The 22197-nt window shown below is 62.3% G+C and carries 8 protein-coding genes, 1 tRNA gene and 2 pseudogenes; 3 read left to right on the forward strand and 8 right to left on the reverse strand.

From position 1 onward, the window contains the following. Positions 1–9: 9 nt before the first annotated feature. Positions 10–1332 (reverse strand): TRAP transporter large permease, encoded by a 1323-nt coding sequence (locus tag AAFN84_RS08575; protein WP_347514145.1) that lies wholly within the window; start codon positions 1330–1332, stop codon positions 10–12. 125 nt (positions 1333–1457) lie between these two features. Between AAFN84_RS08575 and AAFN84_RS08580 the strand changes: the two genes are divergently transcribed. Next, positions 1458–2117, forward strand: a complete 660-nt coding sequence (locus AAFN84_RS08580) for an XRE family transcriptional regulator (protein ID WP_347514146.1) — start codon at positions 1458–1460, stop codon at positions 2115–2117. Between the two features lie 5 nt (positions 2118–2122). Here the strand turns inward: AAFN84_RS08580 and AAFN84_RS08585 are convergent, their stop codons facing one another. The 7 genes and pseudogenes from AAFN84_RS08585 to AAFN84_RS08615 form a co-directional block, all read right to left on the reverse strand. Continuing rightward, entirely contained in the window at positions 2123–3262 is a 1140-nt protein-coding gene (locus AAFN84_RS08585; protein WP_347514147.1) for a DUF1501 domain-containing protein, read from the reverse strand. 3 nt (positions 3263–3265) lie between these two features. Further along, positions 3266–4620, reverse strand: a pseudogene (locus tag AAFN84_RS08590) (DUF1800 domain-containing protein). Between the two features lie 81 nt (positions 4621–4701). Continuing rightward, complete coding sequence (locus AAFN84_RS08595; RefSeq protein ID WP_347514148.1) at positions 4702–5172, reverse strand: periplasmic heavy metal sensor; 471 nt, start codon at positions 5170–5172, stop codon at positions 4702–4704. After that, on the reverse strand, positions 5169–5573 hold the full coding sequence (locus tag AAFN84_RS08600; RefSeq protein ID WP_347514149.1) for a hypothetical protein: 405 nt from the start codon (positions 5571–5573) through the stop codon (positions 5169–5171). The genes AAFN84_RS08595 and AAFN84_RS08600 overlap by 4 nt, the downstream gene beginning before the upstream one ends. 2 nt (positions 5574–5575) lie before the next feature. Beyond that, a pseudogene (locus tag AAFN84_RS08605) lies at positions 5576–6124 on the reverse strand (RNA polymerase sigma factor); the annotation flags it as partial. Positions 6125–6310: 186 nt separating this feature from the next. Then, positions 6311–8119 carry an FG-GAP-like repeat-containing protein gene (locus AAFN84_RS08610; protein ID WP_347514150.1) on the reverse strand — a complete coding sequence of 603 codons (1809 nt, stop codon included), beginning with the start codon at positions 8117–8119 and terminating at the stop codon, positions 6311–6313. A gap of 214 nt (positions 8120–8333) precedes the next feature. Further along, positions 8334–8407: transfer RNA gene (locus AAFN84_RS08615), tRNA-Gly, on the reverse strand. 351 nt (positions 8408–8758) lie between these two features. Here AAFN84_RS08615 and AAFN84_RS08620 point away from each other — a divergent pair. Both AAFN84_RS08620 and AAFN84_RS08625 read left to right on the forward strand, forming a co-directional pair. Further along, positions 8759–9415: a response regulator transcription factor gene (locus AAFN84_RS08620; RefSeq protein WP_347514151.1), complete on the forward strand. Its 657-nt coding sequence runs from the start codon at positions 8759–8761 to the stop codon at positions 9413–9415. 733 nt (positions 9416–10148) lie between these two features. Further along, positions 10149–22103, forward strand: a complete 11955-nt coding sequence (locus AAFN84_RS08625; protein ID WP_347514152.1) for a CBM35 domain-containing protein — start codon at positions 10149–10151, stop codon at positions 22101–22103. The last annotated feature ends 94 nt before the right edge of the window (positions 22104–22197 follow it).

The following is a 22197-nucleotide window of genomic DNA, read 5'->3' on the forward strand; positions in this document are numbered from 1 at the left end:
GTCGATCTATCATTGGACGAAGCCCGCCTGTCTTGGGATGTAGAGGGTGATTTCGGGCACCAGCACGAGCACCAGCAGCATTGCGACAAGCAGGATGAAAAGCGGCAGGATCGCACGCGCCAGCCTCAGGTAGCTGACGCCGCTCATCGTGGAGACGACCATCAGCACGCCACCCACCGGAGGCGAAACGAGGCCGATCGTGAGATTGAGACAGACGACGACGCCGACATGCACCGGATCTGCGCCGCCGGCTATAGCCGTCGGGATGAGCAATGGCACCAGCAGCACCATCGCCATCATGTTGTCCATGAACGCGCCGATGATGAGGAACAGCACCGTGATCATCAGCAGGTAGCCGACCCCGCTGATGCCGGCGGCGTCGATGATCGCCGCTATCTGCTGCGGCAGGTTCTGGATCGCGACCAGATAGCCGAAAATGGCGGCGGCAAACAGGATGACGAAGATCGCACCGGTGAGGATGGCGGCACGCTCGAGCGCTGCGCCGACATGGCCGGCGAAGTCGCGCAACGCCTGGCGTGAGCTGACGCCGGGTTGCAGGTAGGCGTAGGCGGCGCCGGTCGCCGTGGCGATGACGACGGCAAGTGCGGCCGCCTCCGTAGGCGTGACGATGCCGAAAACGATGCCGCCGAGCATGACGGCTGGAACCATCAACGCAGGCAATGCCCTGAGCAAGGTTTCCACGACCGGAGGCATCTCGACATCGCGGCCGCCTGGAAGGTCATAGCGAACGGCAGCATAGGCGTTGTAGGCGAAGAGTCCCGCCGCAATGAAAAGGCCAGGCAGGATGCCCCCTGCGAAAAGCGCAGCGACAGACACGTTCATCAGCGCGCCGTAGAAGATCATCACCACGCTTGGCGGGATCAGCGGGCCAAGTACGGAGGATGCGGCCGTCAGGGCGGTGGCATATTCCCTCGGGTAGCCGCGCTTTGTCATTTCCGGCACAAGAGCACTCGTGGTCGCGGCGGCATCGGCGACCGCCGAACCCGACATTGACGACATGAAGACACTGGTCGCCACGTTGACGTGGCCGAGGCCGCCGCGGAAGCGTCCGACCACCAGCATCGCCAGATCGATCAGCGCACGCGTGATGCCGCCTCGGCTCATCAGTTCGCCGGCGAGGATGAACAGCGGCATCGCGAGAAAGGTAAACACGTCGAGCTGGCTGAGGACACGTTGCGGCAGGATCGCGAGGTGGCGCGCCTGGTCGGCAGCAAGAAAGCTCAGCACCGCCGCCGCCCCCGTCACGTAGGCGATCGCGGCGCCGCCGCCCAGCGACAAGGCTACGAAGACAATGATCGCGATCCAGGCCATTCAGCTCCCCTCAGCTCGGCTAAGGATTTTCCTATTAGAAAATTTTGTCAAACAGATTTTCTGATGTTAAAACTGATTTGTTGAATCTTGGGCTCCCGACCCGCGCGTCATTGAAGGATCATCCGGTGGAAGAAGGGGTCGTTTTCGGGCCGCATCTGCGCACGCTGCGTCAGGCTGCCAGCATGACGTTGAAGCAGGTGGCCGACCGGGCCGGGCTGGCCGTATCGACCATCTCGAAGATCGAGAACGACCGGATGTCGCCGACCTACGACGTGCTGTTGAAGCTGGCGCGCGGGCTCGAGGTCGATCTCGTCACGCTGATGGCAGGACCGGCGCGTGCGGCGTCGGAAGGCCCTGCCGGCAGAATGGACGTGACGCGCGCTTCCGAGAGGCGTGCCTATCCTACCGGTACATACGTCTACGAACCGTTCGCGATGCGGCTCACCAATCGGCTCATGGATCCGACCTTCGTGCGGGTGACGGCGCGCTCGATCGACGAGTTCCCGGATCTGGTGCGCCATCCGGGCGAAGAATGCGTCTACATCCTGTCAGGCAGCGTGGAGTTGCATCTGGAGTTCTACGCTCCGATCCGGCTCGAGGCTGGCGACAGCGTCTACTTCGACGGTCGCATGGGCCATGCCTACATCTCGCTGAGCGCGGTCGACGCGGAACTGCTGAACATCTGCGCGGGTTTCCGCGAACAGGATCTTCACCAGCTCACCAACGGCGCGCTCGGCCGGCCGCAGGTGCGCAAGGCGGTGGAGCGTGCCGAGCCGGACGCGTAGGGCCGTCAGTTCCTGACGATGCCCGAAAGTGCTGCACTATGGCGCCCGTCCGGAAACAGGGTGCGCATCGTCCGTTGCGGGTCGAGGCCGAATGTCTCGGCAGTCGTAACGGCGATCAAGGCGTCGAGATCAAGTGTCGGCGCAAGGTCGCGCCCCTCATATAACGCGCTCGTCGCCAGGCCCGGCCAATCGGCCATCACCCGGCCGCCATTGACCGCGCCGCCGGCAAGCAACGCGGCCGACGCCGTCCCGTGGTCCGTGCCACCGGTACCATTGGCGGCAGCGGTACGCCCGAATTCCGTCGCAACAAGCACGGTCGTCTGCGCCCAGGCGTCGCCCAGTCCGGTACGCAGCGCGTCGATGAGGGCATCCAGCGCCCGGAGCTGGTTTGCCAGCCGGCCCGCCTGCCCGCTATGGGTGTCCCAGCCGCTCGTCTCGATCATGGCGACACGCGGCCCATCCGGCCGGGCTAGGAAGCTCGCTGCAGTCTTGCCGACGCTCGCGGCATCCCGCCTCTTTTCCTCCGGAGCGCCGAGTGCGCGGGCCTCCATCGCCGTGTTCCACAGCGAATGGAGCTGCTCGTCGGCCTCATAGAGCTTGCCGACCCGCAGGATCAGGTCGTCCGGCGCCTCCGGCAGTGCGGATGGAGCAAATGAGGCGACCGTCCTATCACCTCGCAGGGCCAGTGGAATGGTGGGCGCAAAGGCGATTGCCTCGGACTGGGACTGGGGCAACATGCCGACCAGCCGGTTGAGCCAGCCGTCCTTGCGCTGGTACGGCGAGGTGCCGCCGCTTTCGAGCACGTTCTGCCCGTCGAAATGCGATCGCTCGCGATAGGGCGACGCGACGCCATGAACGAACAGGGCCTGCTGCTCCTGATAGAGCTTGCCGAGGCCGGCCAGCGACGGATGCAGGCCAAACATACCGTCGAGCCTGATCGAATCCTCAATGGCGAGGCCGCCGCGCAGTTTGCCGTACGCCGGATCGGCATAGGGCACGATCGTGTTGAGCCCGTCCGCGGCGCCGCGCTGGATGATGAAAACGAAGCGCCGGTCGCTTTCGACATTGGCAAAGACGATGCGCGGAGCGATCAGCATGGAGCCCAATCCGGCACTGGCGAAGGTCAGGAACTGGCGGCGTTTCATGGCTCACCTCCTCTGGAAATCTGGAGAAACAAGCAGCAGGGCGAGAGCGGTACGCGGGCTTTCCGCGCGTTCGATCTCGGCTGCGGTCATCGCACTGAGCGAGCCGGCGAATATCTGGTCGCCGAGCGTGCGTGCGTCGAGATCGCCATGGCGCGCCGCGATCAGTCGCGCTGCCTCGACGCGACGCACCAACGCATCGGGCGCCCTCCACCCGCCGGCCGTGTCGTCGTACCCGGCCGGGGAGCCCGGTCGCCAGACCGGCTGCCTGAGCTGGTTCAGCAGTTGCACCGGGCGCGGCCTTTCCTCCGCGTCCGCGCCAACGGCGCGCAATGCCGAGATGGTCCATTCCCATGGCGTCTTGAATTTCGCCGGTGCCGGTTCCCAGGCTTCCGCGCTGTCGATCAGTGCCCGGTAGACGATCGTCAGATCGCCCGCGACCGCCGAAACGCCTCAGCCAGCCGCGTGACCACGGCGGGCGGTGGATCGTCGGCAATGAAATGGCGGGCGAGCTTGGTGGCGACATGCATCGCAGTGGCGTCCGCGACCGCAAGATCCGCCAACACCGTACGCGCCTGCCGCTGGCCGCGCTGATCGTAAACCCTGCCAAGGATCGAGCGCGTGCCGGGCTCATGCATCCCCGGCCGAAACACATAACCCCCGGCCGCGCCGCCGCGTGCCCCACCACCAACGCTGGCGCCGGTCAGCGCCAGCGCGAATTCCGCGACGTCTGCCTGGCCATAGCCCGAGCGTACACCGAGCGTGTGCAACTCCATGATTTCGCGCGCAAGGTTCTCGTTGATGCCGCGCTGGCGTCCCCGCCCCGCGGCGCGGCCCGCAATCCTGGAGTTGGGGCCGATCGAACGCACCTGGTCGAGATAATGCAGCATGGCGGGATGCCGCACGGCTGCAACGAGCATGTCCTCGAAGCGGCCCAACACATTCGGGCGGATCGCCTCACGTTCGAACGCCCCGGCCATCAATGTCACTTGCGGCTTCTGCGCCGATATCGTGAAGTGGTTCGACCAGAAATGCACCAGCCTTTCGACGAACGGCGCCGGCGCTTCGAGCGCTGCGCGCACCCGCATTGCTATTTCGGCGCGATAGACCGCTTGTGCTTCGCGCCGCATCTTCTTTCGCGCGGCCATGCGTTCAGCGGCCTCGATGTCGCGCACACGCGCCATCGCTTCGGCATATTCACCGCCCAGTGCGGCGGCATTCCGTGCGCCTTCAAAGGCCGCTGGCGCCGGCTCATACGCGTCGAGCTGATCGCGAAGCCAGGCGCGTGGATCAGCCGGCACCGCCTCGTCGTGCCGCGCGCCGAGGCCGAAGCGGTTGAGTGCGATCGCGGCGTCGTTCATGTCTGCCAATCGGGCCTCCTTCGCGATGATGGTTCGAAGGGTTTAACGTGGCTCGCCCGAAAATCCGTCGCGCGCAGAGCGCTATTGTTGGTCGGTCCCCCGCAGCATTCCCGTGCGCGCCCGCAATCCATCGGCGAGACGCGCGCGTTCATCAGGCGTGAGGCCGGCTGCAAACCCGGCAATCGCCTCTTCGAGGCGGGCACGCAGGGCCATGTCGGATTGTCGCGTCGCCGCGAGCGCCGCTTCCACCGCAGCACGATCGAAGGGCTCGGTGGCCAACAGGCGCGCCACCTCCTCGCGCCCGGCACGAGCGCCATCGATGTCGGAAGCCGATTGCCGGCGCGCGTCCGCCAGAGCCCCCCGGAACGCCCTGCGCTGGTCGCGCGACAGTTCTTCTGCGGCAAAGCGCAGGCCGCGCTGTTGTCCTGCGCCCGGCGCATCCGGCTGCCCCTGCGCCAGCCACATGAAGCCTGCCCCGACGACCGCGCCGAACACGAACAGGTTGATCGCCAGAGATGCGGCGAGCAGAAACCGTGGCGCACGGTCGCTCATGGCAGGTCCTCCGAAACGTCACCGAACACGGTCAGTTCATAGGGGTCGCCGACATAGCTGGGTGCGTCGAACGGCAGCAGAGCGGCGACAGCAAGGGCTCCGGCAAGCGCGCCGGCCGCACCGATGCCTGCGAAAGCAGCGCCGCGCAGAAGCGGCCGGAACCGTGAACGGGAACTAGGAAAGGCAGAAGCCGCGATGCGCCTCGTCAGCGTTGCATTGGGCGATGCCACACGGTGAGCCGAGAGCATCGCGTCAAGCTTGTCCTGCGATGCGATGGCCGCCCGACCTTGCCCGGGATTGGCCTCAAGGAAGTCGAGGGCAGCCGCGCGCTCCGCCTGGGGCCATCGGCCTGGCGCGCCGCCATAGGCAGCGACGAGTTCTGCGAACCTCTGCGGCGTCATGGTCACTCTCCTTGGTCAATGAGGGTTGCGCGCAACTGCCTGCGGGCGCGCGCGAGAAGACTTTCCAGCGCCTCGACGGAAATCTCCATCACGTCGGCGGCGTCCTTGTTGGACAATTCCTGGTAGTAGTGCAGCACGAGCGCCTCCCGCTGGCGAAGCGGCAATGTATCGAGCGCGCGCTGGACGAGGCGCTGTTCTTCCGCTGCGAGCAAATCCGCCTCCGCGCCCTGCCGCTCGTCTGGCCGATCCGGCGGTACGGCAACCACGACCTCGCGTCGCTTCCTGAGGCGGTCATGGCAAAGATTGAGGGCGACGCGATGCAGCCAGGTGTCGAAACGAGCCTCGCCGACTTTCCATTCCGGCGCAATCCGCCAGATGCGGATGAAGGCTTCCTGCGCAACGTCCTCGGCGTCACCCCGATCCCCGAGCATGCGCACGGCAAGCGACAGCAGGCGCGGCAGCTTTCGATCGACCATTGCCCGCGCTGCAGCCGCGTCCTTGCGCGCGATCAGTGCCAGTAGCCGCTCATCCGTCTCTTCCACATCCTGCCTTCTCGTCCGGTCGCTCGACGGCGAGACAACCGCCGCGGCCTTGCCAAACGTTCAACGCGCGGCGGCGGCTATTCCGTCGCAACGCGCGTGAAAAATCGTCAGCAGGCTGGGTGCGCCCAGTACCGCTCAGCGGTCGGGTTACCCGGATCGGTGCGAGTACCGGCGAAAACCGGCACAAGACGGAAGCTAGGCGTACCAGATACCGTCCGCGATCGCTGGCGCGACACCGGTGACGTTTTCCGGGCTTTCCGAAAACCCGGCGAGCACCTGTGCGCGCGTGACGCCGCCTTGAAGCTGTCCCACCCAGAACTCGATGCCCGCAGCCTCGCCGTCCCGCCCGAGCACGTTCTCATACAGCGTCGAAACGAACGTTTCATTGCTGGCGTCTGCGCCGTAGACATCGGCGAATTCCGCCGAACTCACGAAACCGCTCGCGACGTCGATCAAGGCTGTTCCGGCATCCATGCTCTTGATCCAATAGCTCAGACCGGCAGTGTCCGGTGTCCGATCGAAGGCGGCCTGGTAGATGCGATAGGCCTGGCCTGCAATCCCATCGAGATCGAAGGCGAGCGTGCCATCGGAGAATCCCAGGCGCTCGACGGAACTCAAGGTGACGGTGTAGGCATCGCCCGTCAGACCGATCGATCCACTGCCATTCTTGGAGATTGCAAACGCGGATCGTGCAGCGTCGAAGGTTGCGGTATCGACACCTCCGAGGCCATCGACAGTCAGCGTACTCGTACGAACGCTGATGGAGTCATTTGCAGCCGTCCCTGTCTGGCTGGCATCTGGCGGCGTTTGGTTGAGGAAGATTGTCGTGAAACCACCCCCCTCGATCGTGCCGAAGTCAGGCGTTCCGTTGCCATCGAAATCGCCGACGAAACCCAGATTGGACGTGGCAAAATCCAGGCTCGTACGCGCAAACTGGCCACCATCGTTGATCCAGAGTTCGGGCCTAGGTGCATCGGAACCGTTGTAGGTGGCAAAGATATCAAGGTCGCCGTCGCCATCAAAGTCGACAAGTTCGTTCCAAAGCCGGAAATATGGCGCTTCCTCGTTGTCGACGCCGAAGCGGAGAAGCGCCTCATCAATGAACGAGCCGTCGGCCTGCTGGACAAGCATCTGGGTGCCGACGCCGGTGAAATCATAGCGGTAGGAGTTCACCAATATATCCGTGCGGCCGTCTCCGTTCACATCGAAGAAATCGATATCGATGGCCTGGGAGTCTCCTCCGAAAGCAGCGGGGAGACTCGTGCCCGTATCGGCAAATTTGCCGGTCCCATCGTTCCAGAGGATGCGGTGGTAGCCCAAGGCCGAACCCAGAAACAGATCCGGCGCGCCATCGCCGTTGATATCGCCGAGTTCGAGATGAGAGTAAAATTCGTTTGGCGAGGCGTATGCGGATGAGGGAAGTGCGCCAGCCGCAATCGAGAAGTTTCCGGCACCATCATTGGCCAGGATATAGGGACCGTAGACCTCGTCTCCGGCCATATTTCCGACCATGATATCCAGATCGCCATCGCCATCTACATCCGCGGTCGATGTCGAGTGCGTGAAGTCGGGAAAGTTCGGCAGTCGAGCCTCGGAGAAACTCAGGCCGCCGTTTTCGGTCAACAGCAGACGATTGAGCATTCCCGGAAACGGCTCGGAATCATACCCGTGATCGGCGATGAACACGTCTTCAAGGCCATCGCCATTGAAATCAACCGTAATGATCTCTCGTGGGTGTACAACCGTTGGAATGCCGCCTGCGATGCTGTCTGTCACATCGCTGAACGTGCCATTGCCGTTGTTCCGTACGACGATCGTCGGGAGCAACTCCTCTGTAGGGGGCCAATTGAGCGGGCCGACGACCAGGTCGTCGTACCCATCCCCGTTGAAATCGAAAACACCGGCTGCACCTGCCGGAGCACCAGACCTCGTATCCACGACAAACGTGTAAGCCTGTACGAACGTGACCATCGTCAGTTGCCCCCAACCGGAAGGAATCTCCAAGCTTAGCGTTTTTCCATTCGTGAGGCGGGTGTGCAACAAAAAGTTGTCAGGCGTGAGCGACTGGGTTGTTGCAGCAGGATTTGAAAGTGCAGCGACCGCTAATCAGCGATTGATCTCACAGATAGCCTCGCAGTCGCACTTTTCGACGCGGCAAGCCTGCGGAAGAGCGTTATGGCGTGAGATATTGTGTCAGCTCGATCAGCACATAATGCTCTGGAGCGGGTGAAGGGAATCGAACCCTCGTATTCAGCTTGGGAAGCTGCTGCTCTACCATTGAGCTACACCCGCGACCACCTCATTTGTCCGCGCGACCACTGCCGTGTCAAGCAGCTTGCGTGGGATCGAGCGAGGCCGATTGTTACCCAGCGCGCCCGCGGTATCATTTTGCGACCCGCAAGGGGCTGCGCGGCCCGGCCTCGGCAAGAACTGCGCTTCGCAAACAGGTAATTCACGCCTGCGCACGAAACTTTGGGCGCCCCAGAAACGTTTAGATACTCGCGCAACGTCGTCTGATGCCGTGTTTTTGCCGGCGAAAGCTGCGAGCGGAACCAATATTAACTTTAACGCCTGGTAAATTCATCCTCCAGCTATATCTCCCCCGGCTTTAGGATTAACACTTCGCTAACGTAGGAGCGGCTCATGCCTTTGACCAGAGCGATCATTGTTAGCGATAGTTCGCTTCTCTCTTCAGCGCTGGCGGGAGCAATCTCCACGCACTTCAAAACTGTATTAAAGTTTAACAGTCTATCTGCAATCCTAATCGACGAGGATTGGGAAAGTACGGTTGTCATCATCGACGCCCCCTATCCTGCCGCTTCAATTGAAACTCTCAAGTCGCTTGCCACGCGCGCCGATCTCAGCCGAACGATATTGCTGCTACGTGGCAATCAAACGCCAAACGAGTTCAAAGGACTGGTTGGTCTCGTCGGCGCAATATTGCCTAACAGCTTCACCCTGGAAGAGATTGGCCTTGTTGCCCAACTCGTCCGCGGAGGACTGTTTCTGCTGCCGGCTGACATGTTGCCAGCGATAGCCCTAAACGAAGCGGGACCGTCCCGCATTGGGGGGTCATTCGAGCAATTGACGGAACGAGAACAGAGCGTTCTCCTGCAGATCTGCGAGGGGGCCGGAAACAAGGCAATCGCGCGCAAATTGAACATCAGCGACAGCACCGTGCGGGTGCATGTGCGCGCAATCCTACGCAAGCTTGGCCTTCAAAACAGGACGCAAGCCGCGCTCCACGCCTTCAAGAACAGTTCCGGTGCGGGTGGAAAGAGCGCCCCACCACCACAATAGCGGATCAGTCGACGTCTCGTATGTCAGGCCAATAGCTTGACATACGTCAAGGTCACGAAAACGATATCTCCCGTCGTTTATCGCGGTATCGGTGCAGTTTCTCGCCGAAGCCGATCAATTGCCGTTGGTGCAGCGTAACGCCCCGTATCAACGTTGAGAGCGTGCAAAATTTGTGGCCTCACCACAAGCCTCCAATGAGCGAAGTTCAGTACTCATTTGGACTAGTCACGCCAATCGGCGCATCAGCCACAACACCCAGATCCAAGGAAGCCGAGGACAGGGACTCGTCTCGCGAGGACACCGCGTCATCGACCGCCTGACGAAACAGCCGCGCGAGGCGTCCGCCTAAACATTTCGATCACAGCATTTGACACGTTCTACGCCTTTATTTCCGGGCGATCGGCAATATACACGATGGTCACATCGCAAGCTTTAGTTGAAGCTTAACAAGTTATTAATGGATGTGACTTTGTGCTGCCTGCAAGGCAGCGTTGCGACACGAATGCGGGCACCGACGGCGACGGGCCGTGGGCCTGCAGGGTAAAGCGAAATCCCCGACCTGGCACTCAGATCTAGCGCTCGACGCGTGATGTGGGCCGTCGCCGATTGGCTTGTCAAGAAAGTGAAAATTCAGCGCACGCCCCGCCGGCTCGGCGGGGCTGGGCGGAGCTATGAAGAAAATAAGCGCCTCAGGCCGTGACGGCCGCGGCTGTGTCAGTTCAGGGAGTTACAAATGGCTAGCATTCAGGGAATTTACGTCGCGCTGTTCGGCCGTCCCGCCGACCCTGCCGGCCTGGAATTCTTCAACGACCTCACCAATGAAGGGGCAGACCTGACACCGATCATCGGCGCGCTGACCGCAACGGACGAGTTCGTCGCCCGGTTTGACGGTATGAGCGATGCCGCCGTGATTAACGCGATTTACCTCTCTCTCTACGGACGCGACGCCGACGCCGGCGGCCTCGCCTTCTTTCTGGCCGAGTTGCAGGCCGGACGCCAGACCATCGAGACGATCGCGATCAATATCCTCGACGGCGCACAGGGCGACGACCGCGTGACGCTGCAGAACAAGCTCGACGCTGCCAACATGTTCACGGCACAGCTCGACATGGATACGGAAGTCGACGCCTATGCCGGCGACTTCGCGATCCAGGTGGGGCAGGAGTTTCTTGAATCCGTCGGTTTCGGGGCCAGCACCCGCGCCACTGTTGCCTCCACGGACGACGCGATCCTGCGCCTGTTCCCTGACGAGGGCCAAGAGCCCGGTGACGGTGGCACGCCGGGTGACGGTGGCGGCGATGGCGAGCCGCCGGTCAACCAGCCGCCGACATCCGTCATGCTCACCGCTGTCACGGTCGCCGAGAACGACGCCGGCGCCGTGGTTGCAAACATTGTTATCGTCGACCCGGACAGCACCTACACCGCCGCCAACATCACCGTGAGCAACCCAGCGATCTATCGCGTCATCATGGGCGAAGGCGGTCTCCAGCTCGCGTTGCAGGAGGGTGTCTCGTTGGACTTCGAGGCGAGCGTCCAGCCGAGCGTTACCATCACGGCAGGCGGCGTCACCTCGGCTGCGTTCGCGCCCACGCCGAGCGACGACGAGTCCGATAATGGTCCCGTCGACCCGGAGGCGCCGACGAATATAGTGCTGTCCGGCGCGACAGTCGCCGAGAACGATGCGGCGGCCATTGCCGGTACACTGAGCGCGACAGATCCCGATGGCAATTCGGCGGCGATCGTCTTTTCAACGACGGATGAACGCTTCGTCATCGACGGCACCACTCTTCGCCTCGCAGATGGCATCAGCCTGAACCATGAGGTTGACGCCAACGTCAGCGTCTCGATCGTCGCAACCGACGAAGACGGGGTCTCGACAACCAGCAGCGTGACGATCGCGGTCAGCGACGTCAACGAGGCGCCGGTTCTCATTGCCGGTGCAGACGTCGACGATGTGACTCTCACGGAGGGTTCTGGCCAGACGATCGACCTTGCTGCCGCTCTGGGTGCAACCGACCCGGACGATGGTGATACCGTCATCTACGAGGCAACGCTTGCCGGCGGGGCTGCGCTTCCTGCGGGCATCACACTGGACGGAACTGACCTGGTGGTCGGCAATACCGTTGCGGCCGGAACCTACCAGATCAGCGTCCTTGCCACCGATGGCGAACTGGACTCGGAATCCGTCTCTTTCACTGTTGAGATCGAGGAAGAAGACGAGCCGGTCGACCAGCCTCCGACATCCGTCACGCTGACGGCAGTCGCGGTCGCTGAGAACGTCGCCGGCGCCGTGGTTGCCACCATCGCGATCGTCGATGGCGACAGCACCTACACCGCGGCCGATATAACGGTGAGCGACCCGGCAACCTATCGCGTCATCATGGGCGAAGGTGGCCTGCAGCTTGCGTTGCAGGAAAACGTGTTGTTGGACTTCGAGGCCGACGACCAGCCGAGCGTTACCATCACGGCCGGCGGCGTCACCTCGGCTGCGTTCGTGCCAACGCCGAGCGATGACTCATCCGACAATCCCGTCGGGCCGTACGTCTTCGAGGTTCAGGGCGAAGAGTTTCTTATCACTGATACGGAGGCCACCCCGGATACGGTCTACCGCGTGCCAGGTGCAAATACCGATGAGCCGGGTGCAAATGCCGGCAACAGCGGTCCTGGGCTGACCTACGACGCATTCGGCCTCCGGCCCGGCTACGAAGGTCAAGGCTATCTCGACATGGGCGGGGAGGTCGGCGACGCCGGCTCGTTCGCCGTCACCCCGCCAGCCGCGGGCACCTACCAGATGACCGTCCGTTATGCGAATGGCGGCACTAGCGACCGTCCGATGACGGTTACTGTCAACGGCGTGGTCCAGACGATTGATTTTGAGAGCACCATTCCCACTGGCGGCACCGCAGACGCCGGCTGGGCCAACTGGACCGACGTGACGATCGACGTCGTGCTTCAAGATGGCCAGAACACCGTGTCCTTCGCCAACACGATCACCTCCGGTCCGAATATCGACGTCGTCACGATCAGCGGCGATGGCGCAGAGCCTCCGGTCAACCAGGCGCCGGTGCTTGCTGCTTCAGCAGAAATTGACGACGTTACGGTAAGCGAAGGGACGGCCCAGACGATCAGCATCGCCGCCGCCCTCAGTGCCACCGACCCGGATGGTGACACCGTCAGCTACGAGGCAGCCCTTACCAACGGGAACCCGCTTCCTGCGGGCATCACGTTTGACGGAACCAACCTGGTGATCGGCGACACGGTTGCAATCGGCACCTACCAGATCAGCGTCCTTGCCACCGATGGCGAACTGGACTCGGAATCCGTCGACTTCACCGTGACGGTTCAGGAAGACGATGCTCCGGTGCCGTTCAATCCGCTGGTCATCCAGGCTGAAACCGGGACCATCGCACTGGCCCAGGCGCCGGACGCAAATCGCACACAGGTCCGCGACGCCAGCAATCCCGAGGCCGGAAATTTCAACGGATTGCGGCCCGACTTTTCCGGAACCGGCTATCTCGATTTCGGCAATGATGGCGGCGACACCGCCACCTATACCGTGAGCGTCGCCGAGGCCGGCACCTACGACCTCAATATCCGCTACGCATCGAACGACCTGCGACCACTCAATCTTGCCGTCAACGGCACGGTCGTTGCGACGCCAGACTTCACGTCGACCGACACCAACGCTGCCGGCGTGGCGCCAGAGGGCTTCGACGTCTGGGATTTTCTGACGGTCCCGATCACGCTGCAAGCTGGGTCGAACACCTTCTCCTTCGCAATCCCCGCCGGTGCCACGAAGGGCCCCAATTTCGACCGGTTCGAAATAACGGAAGCAGGCACCGGACCGATCGTCGTCGACACTTCCGCCGACGCAGATGGCAATCTGGCGCTCGTTGCGCCCGCGTCCGCTGTAGACGTTGATGACGCAGCAGCGATCACCCTCACCGTCAGCGGCGTCGACGCGGACATCGTCAAGGTCGAAATCAGCCTCGACGGAGGCACGACGCGTGTCGACATCACGGATCTGATTGGAGACGACGGCACTTACGTCTTTGACGGCAGCGCACTGCCGGAAGGCACCACAACCGTGACCCTCATCGTCACCGACGATGCCGACAACGAAGCCCAGGCTACCGACACCGTCACCATCGTCGACGGCGAAGAGCCTGTCACGGTCGATCCGTTCACCATCCAGGCGGAAGATTTGTCGCTGGTGACGGTCTCGGACACGACGCCAACCGGCACCACAGGGTCCCCGACCCGTGTGGTCGATGCGCAGAACTTCGATCCCTTCGGTAATTACCGCGCTGGCGCCGTCGGCGGGGGATACATGGATTTCGGCGCCGAGCCGGGCGATGCGATCTCCATCAGTGTCGATGCGCCTGCGGCCGGGACGTATCTCGTCACCTTCCGCTACGGCAATGGCGCGGCTGATTCACGATCTTTGGCGCTGACGCTCAACGGAGATGCGGTCACGACCCTTCCCTTTGCACGTGGTCCGGGTACGGGCGATGCGGCCTGGAACAACTGGGTCGAGCAAACAGTCGAGCTGGAACTCGTCGAGGGACAGAATACCATTGGCCTGGCGATTCCCGCCGGCAATGTCGGCGGACCAAACATCGACCAGATTTCCTTCGCGTATCTCGACGGAAACAATCCGGTACAGCCATTCTCGCTGACGATAGAGGGCGAGACTTTTACTCCCGATGATACCACCAGCGCCGTGGCCCGGGTCCCCGGCACCCCTGAAGCCAGCATTCCTGCTGGCGGCGACACCAATGGCGATGGCCTGTGGGACGGCTTCACGGGCACCGGCTATCTCGACATGGGAGGGCAAGTCGACGACGGCGCATCATTTGACCTCGATGTGCCCGCAGACGGTCTCTATACGATCTCCTTCCGCTATTCGAACGGCGGAGGCGGCGGCAACGGCGATCGGCCGATGCAACTCACCATCAATGGTGAGGTATCCGACGTCGACATGTCGTTCCCCGGCACCAATGTGGACGGCTGGAACAACTGGCAGCAGACCGTCGAACTCGAAGTCGAGCTCACCGCCGGCTCCAACACGATCCGCATCGCCAATACGGTCGCCAACGGACCAAACATCGACAGCGTCACGATCAGTCGCGATGACGTGCCCGTCGATCCGGAGGAACCGAGCGAGCCCGGTCCACGCGAGGAGATCAAGATCAACTTCCAGGACGGCACGGTGTCGAAGGCCCCGGGCTATCTTGTCGCCAACTTTGTCGGCTACGGCGATCGCGGCAATGGACTGTCTTACGGTTTCGTCACGCAGGCTTCGGCAATCGATGCCGACGGCTCAACCGCGACACCGATCAACGGCGCATCATATCCGGCGATCGCGATCAACGAGCGTTCCGGCCAGGGCGAAAGCTCCAATGTCGATGACGGTCGCAATTTCGACAGCTATGACCCGCGCCTCACCGGTTACGCGCACTTCGATCTCGGTGGGACCTTCCCGGCCGGCGAGGCGAATCGCGTTGCCTTCGAGGTCGGCCTGGAGAACGGTTGGTACGAGGTCACCGCGGCCGTCGGCGATACCGGCGGCTCCAACGACAGCAACAACCAGCTCGTGATCGAAGGCACGCTTGCATCCAGCTATACGCCGACAAATTTCTACAAGACGGAACTGACGACGGTTCTGGTCGAAGTGCAGGACGGTCACCTCACCCTCGCAGCGCCGAATGGGTCTATCACCGAGATCCAGTATCTCGACATTCGCGCGCTGCCGGATCTGACGCCTGACGACAACCGTGAAGCGCCCGAGGATTATGCGTCGTTCACAAACCCTATGGCAATCGGAGGCATTGGCGAGGATACCGTCACGGTCGACCTTGATCCGGCAAGCGGCGCCGTGATTGACGTCGATCCCACGTCGGACCTCATTCTTGGCATTCAGGTTGCTCCCGGTCGCGGTGGCGCCTTGCTGGAAAGCCTGACGGATGGCTCGATCAAGCTCTACGAAACGCTCACCGGTGACGAAGTCGGCTTCTCGGTCAACACCACGGCGGGCTTCGACTCCTTGACCATTTCGCCCACCGGCGGGCTCGAGGAATTCACCAGCTATACGCTGCTGATCGACGGCTTCCGCGATCGCGGCAGCAATGCCGACCTGGATGCCCCGACGCGCGAGTTCCAGAAGTTCTCGACCACCTTCACGACCACGGCCCAGCCGGAGGTCGAAGCGCGCGAGGTTGCATTCGTCGAAACCATCGAGATCAACGGAGCTGCGGACGATGCATCCCTGTTCACGACGATCGAAATGTCGCCGGACGGGCAGTATCTTTACGTCGGCACGTTGGACGGCCAGATCAAGCGTTGGGACGTCAGCGCGCAAGATGGGTCGCTCTCCAACGAGCAATCGATATCACTGCCGTATTTCCGGGACGGCAACGATGCACGTGGGATAATAGGCTTCGTGTTCGACCCCAATGATTCCAACACCATCTGGGTGACGGACAACTACAAGGTCCCACTCGACGGGCGCGACAACGGCGTGCCTGATTTCTCGGGCCGGGTGTCAAAGGTCACGATCGGCGATGGTCCGAACCTGACGGCAACGGCAGAAGCTTACATTACCGGCCTGCCGCGCTCGAACGGTGACCATGTCACCAACAGTCTTGAATTCCGTGAGAACCCTGATGCGGGAATCGACGGCGCGCCGAGCCACCTGCTCTACCTTATCCAGGGCTCGAACTCCGCCATGGGGCAGGCAGACTCCGCCTGGGGCTTCAGGCCGGAACGCCTTCTCAACGCCGCCATCCTGGAAATCGACCCGACACGCGATGCGCCCCAGGGAGGTTTCGATGTCTCCACGGAGCCGCTGCCAGACAATAATGCTAACCGCCGTTTTGGCTACGACTTCGTGAACGGCCAGTATGCACCGACGGATGACGGCAATCTGAAGAATGGCGGCATCGCGATCAACAGCGGCGAATTCGCCGGGAATTTCCTTCATTTCGACGCCAACGGCGTTGCGTCGGTGCGCGACGGGGAGCTCGCCTCAAGTGCTCTGGTCGAGGACTTCTACAACCCCTATGCCGAAGACGCGGTGCTGAAGATCTTCGCCACCGGGCAGCGCAATGGCTACGACCTGGTCTGGCACTCGAATGGCAATCTCTATGTATCCGCGAACGGCTCGGCCGCTGGCGGCAACGTGCCCGACGATCCAAACACAACGGCAAACGAAGGCCGCAACAATGTCGGCACGCAGCATGACTACTTCTTCCGAATCGAGGAGGGAAAATATAGCGGCCACCCCAATCCGCTTCGCGGCGAGTTCATCCTCAATGGCGGCAATCCGACTTCCGGCAATGATCCAAACCAGGTCGGCGAATACGCGGTGGGAACACAACCCGATCCCGACTATGATGTGGACGCCGCTTTCTCGCTGGGCTTCAACCGGTCTCCGAACGGCGCCATAGAATACAAGAGCAACGTCTTTGGCAGCGGCTTGCAGAATGCGGTCCTGTTCACGGAGTATTCGAGCGGCAACGATCTGCGTGCGATGATCCTCGACGATGAAGGCAACGTCGTCGACAACTTCATCATTCGCGATCCGAACGGCAACGTCATCTCCCACCCGGACCCACTGGACGTCATTGAGGGTGCTGACGGACGTCTCTACCTGATGACGCTCAACCGCAGTAACGGTCAGAGCCAGATCGTCCGGCTCGATCCAGCACCAGGCGGCATCGTCGTCGACAACACCGCCGATGCCGGTGGCGATCTCGCCATCGTGGTGGTCGATGGTTCCGACCCGGCCGCGACGCTCTTCCAGGTCAACGGGCTCGACGACGACATCGTCAGCCTAACGGTAACGTTCGATGGAGGAACGACCCAGCAGACTGTAACCCTCAATGGGCAGGACCGCTTCACGACCGATGTCAGCACCTTCGGCTCGCCGGTGACCGCGGTATTGACCGTCACCGACGCGGTCGGCAACACCGCCACGGATGACGTGGCCTTCGTCCCAGGCGAGGCGCCTACGGAGCTGATTTCACTGATCGTGATCCAGGCAGAGGACAGAACGCCTGCAGACGGCACCTCGGTGACGACGCCCAACGACGTCGACTCACAGATCGAAATTCGCGATGAGGACGCACCGGAAACCGGCTCAGGAGCCGGATACGTCAACGGACTGCGCCCGGGTGCCTTCGGGATTGACGGCAATACCGACAATCTTGACGGAACGCCCGGCGGCTATGCCGATTTCGGGTCGTCCAATGCCGATTTCATCACCTTCAACTTCGAGGTTCCCTCGGGGAGCGCGGGCGCCTCGGTGCTGCGCTTGCGCTACTCCAATGGCGGCGACGTCAGCCGTCCGCTGCAGATCGAAGTCAACGGCACGATCGTCCAGGCGTCACAGGCCTTCGCGCCGACCGCGACACCAACGGTCACCGACGGCTGGACGGTCTGGAGCACCGTGGACATCCCGGCAAATCTGGTGACCGGCTCGAACCAGGTGACGCTGCGCTCGATCGCCAATACCGGGCCGAACATCGACCAGCTCGAAGTCTTCGTCGCACCAGGCGGTGTCGGTCCCAACGACGGCGAGGAAGTCGTCGACGGCATCACCTACGTCGTCTACGAAGCCGAGAATGCATCGTTCACCGGCGACCCTGCGGTCGTCAGCGAAGATCGCACCCAGTCCGGCGACTTCGTCGACTTCATCGGCCCCGATACGGAGACGATCACCTGGACCGTCGACGTGGAGGAAGCGGGCAGCTACGCGCTCGACATCCTCTACTCGCTCGGCACCAACAAGACCGCACGTCCGATGACGCTCACTCTCAACGGCCAGTCTGCGCAGACCCTGGCATTCACGCCGAACAGCAATACCGCGGAAACCGAATGGGGTCCGCAATCGGCGCTCGTTGACCTTCTTGCCGGCGAGAACACGATCACGATCTCCGCTCCCGGCGGCGTCGGACCGAATGTCGACTATCTCCGTCTCTCGAAAGAGCCCATCTCCGTATTCGAACCGGACTACGCCGACATCACCGGCGCGGGACGTATCGAGCTCGAAGCACAGGACGGGTCGACCAACACCGTCAACGGCAGCACCGTCGACTTCTACTTCACCGTTGGAACAACCGGCTTCTACAAGCTGGACGTGGCGGCCAATGCCGGCGCCACGAACGGCCAGGGATTGACCTGGTTCCTCAATGGCGCGGAAATCGACGAAAGCGATTTCCCGGGAACGGGAGAGGCAGGCGAAGAGTCGGTCTACATCCAACTGACGGCTGGTGAAGAATACCAGCTTCGGGTGGTCTCCGACGCGCCCGGCGCAAATGGCATCGACTATCTCGACCTTTCGCCGATCAACGGCAACGCCAATGCCGACATCAGCATCGACAGTCTCGATCCGACATTCCTCAACGATCGCCTGCAGTTCTCCTATCTGGAGGATCCGAACGGCGTCGGCGCGGGAGACCGGGACTTCAAGGACAGCGGCACGGTTCGCATTTCCAACACGGGCACCGAGCCGCTCGAAGTAATCGAAGCGGAGCTTTCCGGCCCGTTCAAGCTGTCCAATCCGGATGTCTTCACCGGTCTGACGCTGGCTCCAGGCGCCTCGATCGACGTGGTAGTGCTGTTCGATCGCGAGGCCTATTCGCCGCCGACGAGCAACATCGATGGGACGTCGACCATCTTCAGGGGTGACCTGGAAATTCGCACGAACGACGCGGACACCCCGGTCGTCACCGTCGATCTCGCCGGTTTCTGGCAGGCACGCGACGAAGGCAATCAGGAACCCAACGTCAACGAAGTCTGGAACGTCTTCGGCTTCGGCAATGTCATCCCGGGACTGACCACGCTCGGCGGTGGGCAGAACTCGGTGCTGAGCACAAACGACGTGTTTGCCAAGACCGACCCCAACGAGGTCCTGTCGCCGTACTGGAAGATCGCCGAAGGCTTCACCGAGGCAAAGATCACGCAGATCGCGGCGTTCCACAGCCCTGGTGGCGCAACCATCGGCATCCACCAGCCAAAGACGTTCGCCGATACCGGCACACCGATCCAGAACCAGGGGCTCGGACAGAACATAAACTTCTGGAACCATGAAGGCACCGACAATCAGCAACTGCTGCCCAACGGCGCCAACGGGACCAGCTTTGCCACCCGGACATTCACCAACGCCGATATCACCGACAGTTGGCTCGGCAATGAGATCTTCGGGATCAGCGTCGCCGGTCAATCCACCGATCCGCGTCTCAATCCGCGCGGCGATGTTGTCGTCGCCGGTGCCCAGCAGGGCCACACAGTCAAGATTTTCCAGGCGTTGGACGGAGACGGGAATGTCATTCCGAACGTGTTCCTCGGGATCATGGACTACACGGGCATCAACTACGACTACAACGACAACCTCTTCGTCATCGAGGGCGTCGCCCCTGTAGGGTTCGGGCAGTCGATGGTGGTTGGCGGGCTGGACGATGCAGCCGCCGATGATAGACTGGTCTTCACCTCCATCGACACTCCGGCGAACGCTCAGCAGAGCGTGCGCGACGAGGCGGTCGTCACCATCTCCAACGACGGCTTCGCCGCGCTCAACATCGATGGCATCACCATCGGAAATTCATCGGCCTTCGAGATCGTCGGGACAATCCCGACGACCATCGCGGCCGGTGGGAGCGCCCAGATCACGGTCCGCTTCACCGGAAACCATACCGGCACGACCGCCGGGGCCGAGCTCTTCAACTCGACTCTCACCATCGCCTCGGAAGACCTGCCGCTCGGCAACAAGGTCATCCAGCTCGCGGGCCTCGCCCAGGAGTTCTCGGAGAACGGCTCCGAGCCTACTGTCGCCCAGATCGTCGCGGCATTCGGTTACGGTACCGACGTCGCCCAGGCGCAGATCCCCGGTGGTGGTCAGGTCGAGACCGTCGGTGACGAGGTGCTGATGCCCTACATGCAGCGGCTCGACGGCTCCAGGCCGGTGGAGGTGATCCAGATCGCCGCCTTCCTGCAGCAGAACAACGTCGCCCGTCTCGGCTTCCATGGCCTCGAATCCGACCAGGTCACCAACCTGTTCGCACAGGATGACCAGGAGTATCAGACGGTTTCTCCGAGCTCCCTTGTTGCGGGGACCGGGTCCGGTTCGGGCGTGGCCCGGGGGACCATCAACCAGAACGGCCCGTTCGGCCTGTTCATCTCGGTCGACGGACGTCCGACCTACGCCTCCTGGAGCGATCCTGAAGCCAACAAGATCGATCCGAACTTCGGGCAACTGGTCGGCAACGACCAGGGCCACCTGATCCGCTACTTCCAGGCGCTGGACTCGAACGGCAAGGTCATCGAGGGCACCTATATCGGCATTCAGGATTATCCGGGTGCAGGCAATTACGACTACAACGACCACATGTTCGTGGTGAAGAACGTCCAGCCCTACGCACTTTCGGATGAAGACGATGCCAATGGCGACGGCGTCAACGACGCCCTGCAGACGGACACCGACGGCGATCTCATCGTCGACTTCTTCGACGACGACACGGTATCCGGCAACAGGGGCGACTATGTACTGGGCATCAACTTCGGAGGCGGCGCAATCGCCAACGATCCGGTGCTCGGAGTGGCACTTGTCGGCCAGAATGACTCGCGGGTAGCCCTGTCGGGAAGTATCAATCCAGGGGCGGGCGTTGATGCGCCTTCCAACGCAAACGGCGCCAATGCAACGCCTGGATCTGCCTTTGCCACATACGAAGACGGATCGGACTGGACGGCGACCATCTCGGTGCCCAATGGCGTATACGTCGTCGTACTGCACACGCAGGAAACCTACTGGAACGCCGCCGGTCAGCGCCAGTTCGACGTTGCCGTGAACGGCCAGCAGGTCATCACCAACCTCGATCCATTCGCTGAGGCGGGCGGAGACGAGCCTATCGCAGTCGAAGTCATCGTTACCGTCACTAACGGCCAGATCGCCATCGACCTGTCGGCGGATATCGACAACGCTGCCCTGAATGCGGTGACGATCTACGAGTATGTCGAAGCGGGTTCGGGCCAGCAGCCGGTCAACGGCACCCCGTTCCTGGTCGACAGCGACGGGGTCACGATCGACGCTCTCGACTACGATAATGGTGGACAGGGTGTTGCCTACAACGACAACACGGCTGGCATCGTGCAGGGCGCTAGCAATGGTGGCCGTGCGGGAAGCGACGTCGAAGCGACCTCGAGCGGCGACGTCGGCTGGATCGATCCGGGCGAGTGGCTGGAATACACCGTCAATGTCGGCACGGCGGGAGAGTACGACCTCGATCTCCTGCTCGCCAATGGCGGCGGTGCAGGCCGATCGGCGGTGGTAAGCTTCTACCGAGCCGGCGAATCCCAGCCCTATGCGACGACCGGTGCGATCGCCAACCCGCAAACGGCGAGTTGGACAAGCTTCGCGGAGCGTTCGGTGGGCGGGATCGAGCTGGAGGCCGGCGAGCAGATCGTGCGCGTCGCCTTCTCCGGGGGCAGCCAGGACTTCCGGTCATTCAGCCTGACGCCAGCAAGCTCGGCGCCGCAGCAGATGATGTCCCTCGCCATGCTCGACAGTGTGGGAACGCCATTCTCGCAGTTTGGGATCGATGACGACATCATCCAGTTGCCGGACGGCCTGGACGATGACGGACCAGGCTTCGGCGGCGATGGAGCGCTCGGCTACGACCTGCTCACCTAGGCGACGGTCGACGCGTTGCCGGCTCGGTTCGATATCGAGCCCGCAGCGTGACGCGAAGTGTCCCGCGCAAACGCGCCGGACACGGAATTCCACA

The organism is Mesorhizobium sp. CAU 1741 (genome assembly GCF_039839275.1).
GTDB lineage: Bacteria > Pseudomonadota > Alphaproteobacteria > Rhizobiales > Rhizobiaceae > Aerobium.

Excerpts from the sequence above, each read along its gene's own strand:
- AAFN84_RS08600 (WP_347514149.1), bottom strand. The coding sequence starts at position 5,573 with ATGACGCCGCAGAGGTTCGCAGAACTCGTCGCTGCCTATGGCGGCGCG.
- AAFN84_RS08575 (WP_347514145.1), bottom strand. The coding sequence starts at position 1,332 with ATGGCCTGGATCGCGATCATTGTCTTCGTAGCCTTGTCGCTGGGCGGC.
- AAFN84_RS08585 (WP_347514147.1), bottom strand. The coding sequence starts at position 3,262 with ATGAAACGCCGCCAGTTCCTGACCTTCGCCAGTGCCGGATTGGGCTCC.
- AAFN84_RS08620 (WP_347514151.1), top strand. The coding sequence starts at position 8,759 with ATGCCTTTGACCAGAGCGATCATTGTTAGCGATAGTTCGCTTCTCTCT.
- AAFN84_RS08625 (WP_347514152.1), top strand. The coding sequence starts at position 10,149 with ATGGCTAGCATTCAGGGAATTTACGTCGCGCTGTTCGGCCGTCCCGCC.
- AAFN84_RS08595 (WP_347514148.1), bottom strand. The coding sequence starts at position 5,172 with ATGAGCGACCGTGCGCCACGGTTTCTGCTCGCCGCATCTCTGGCGATC.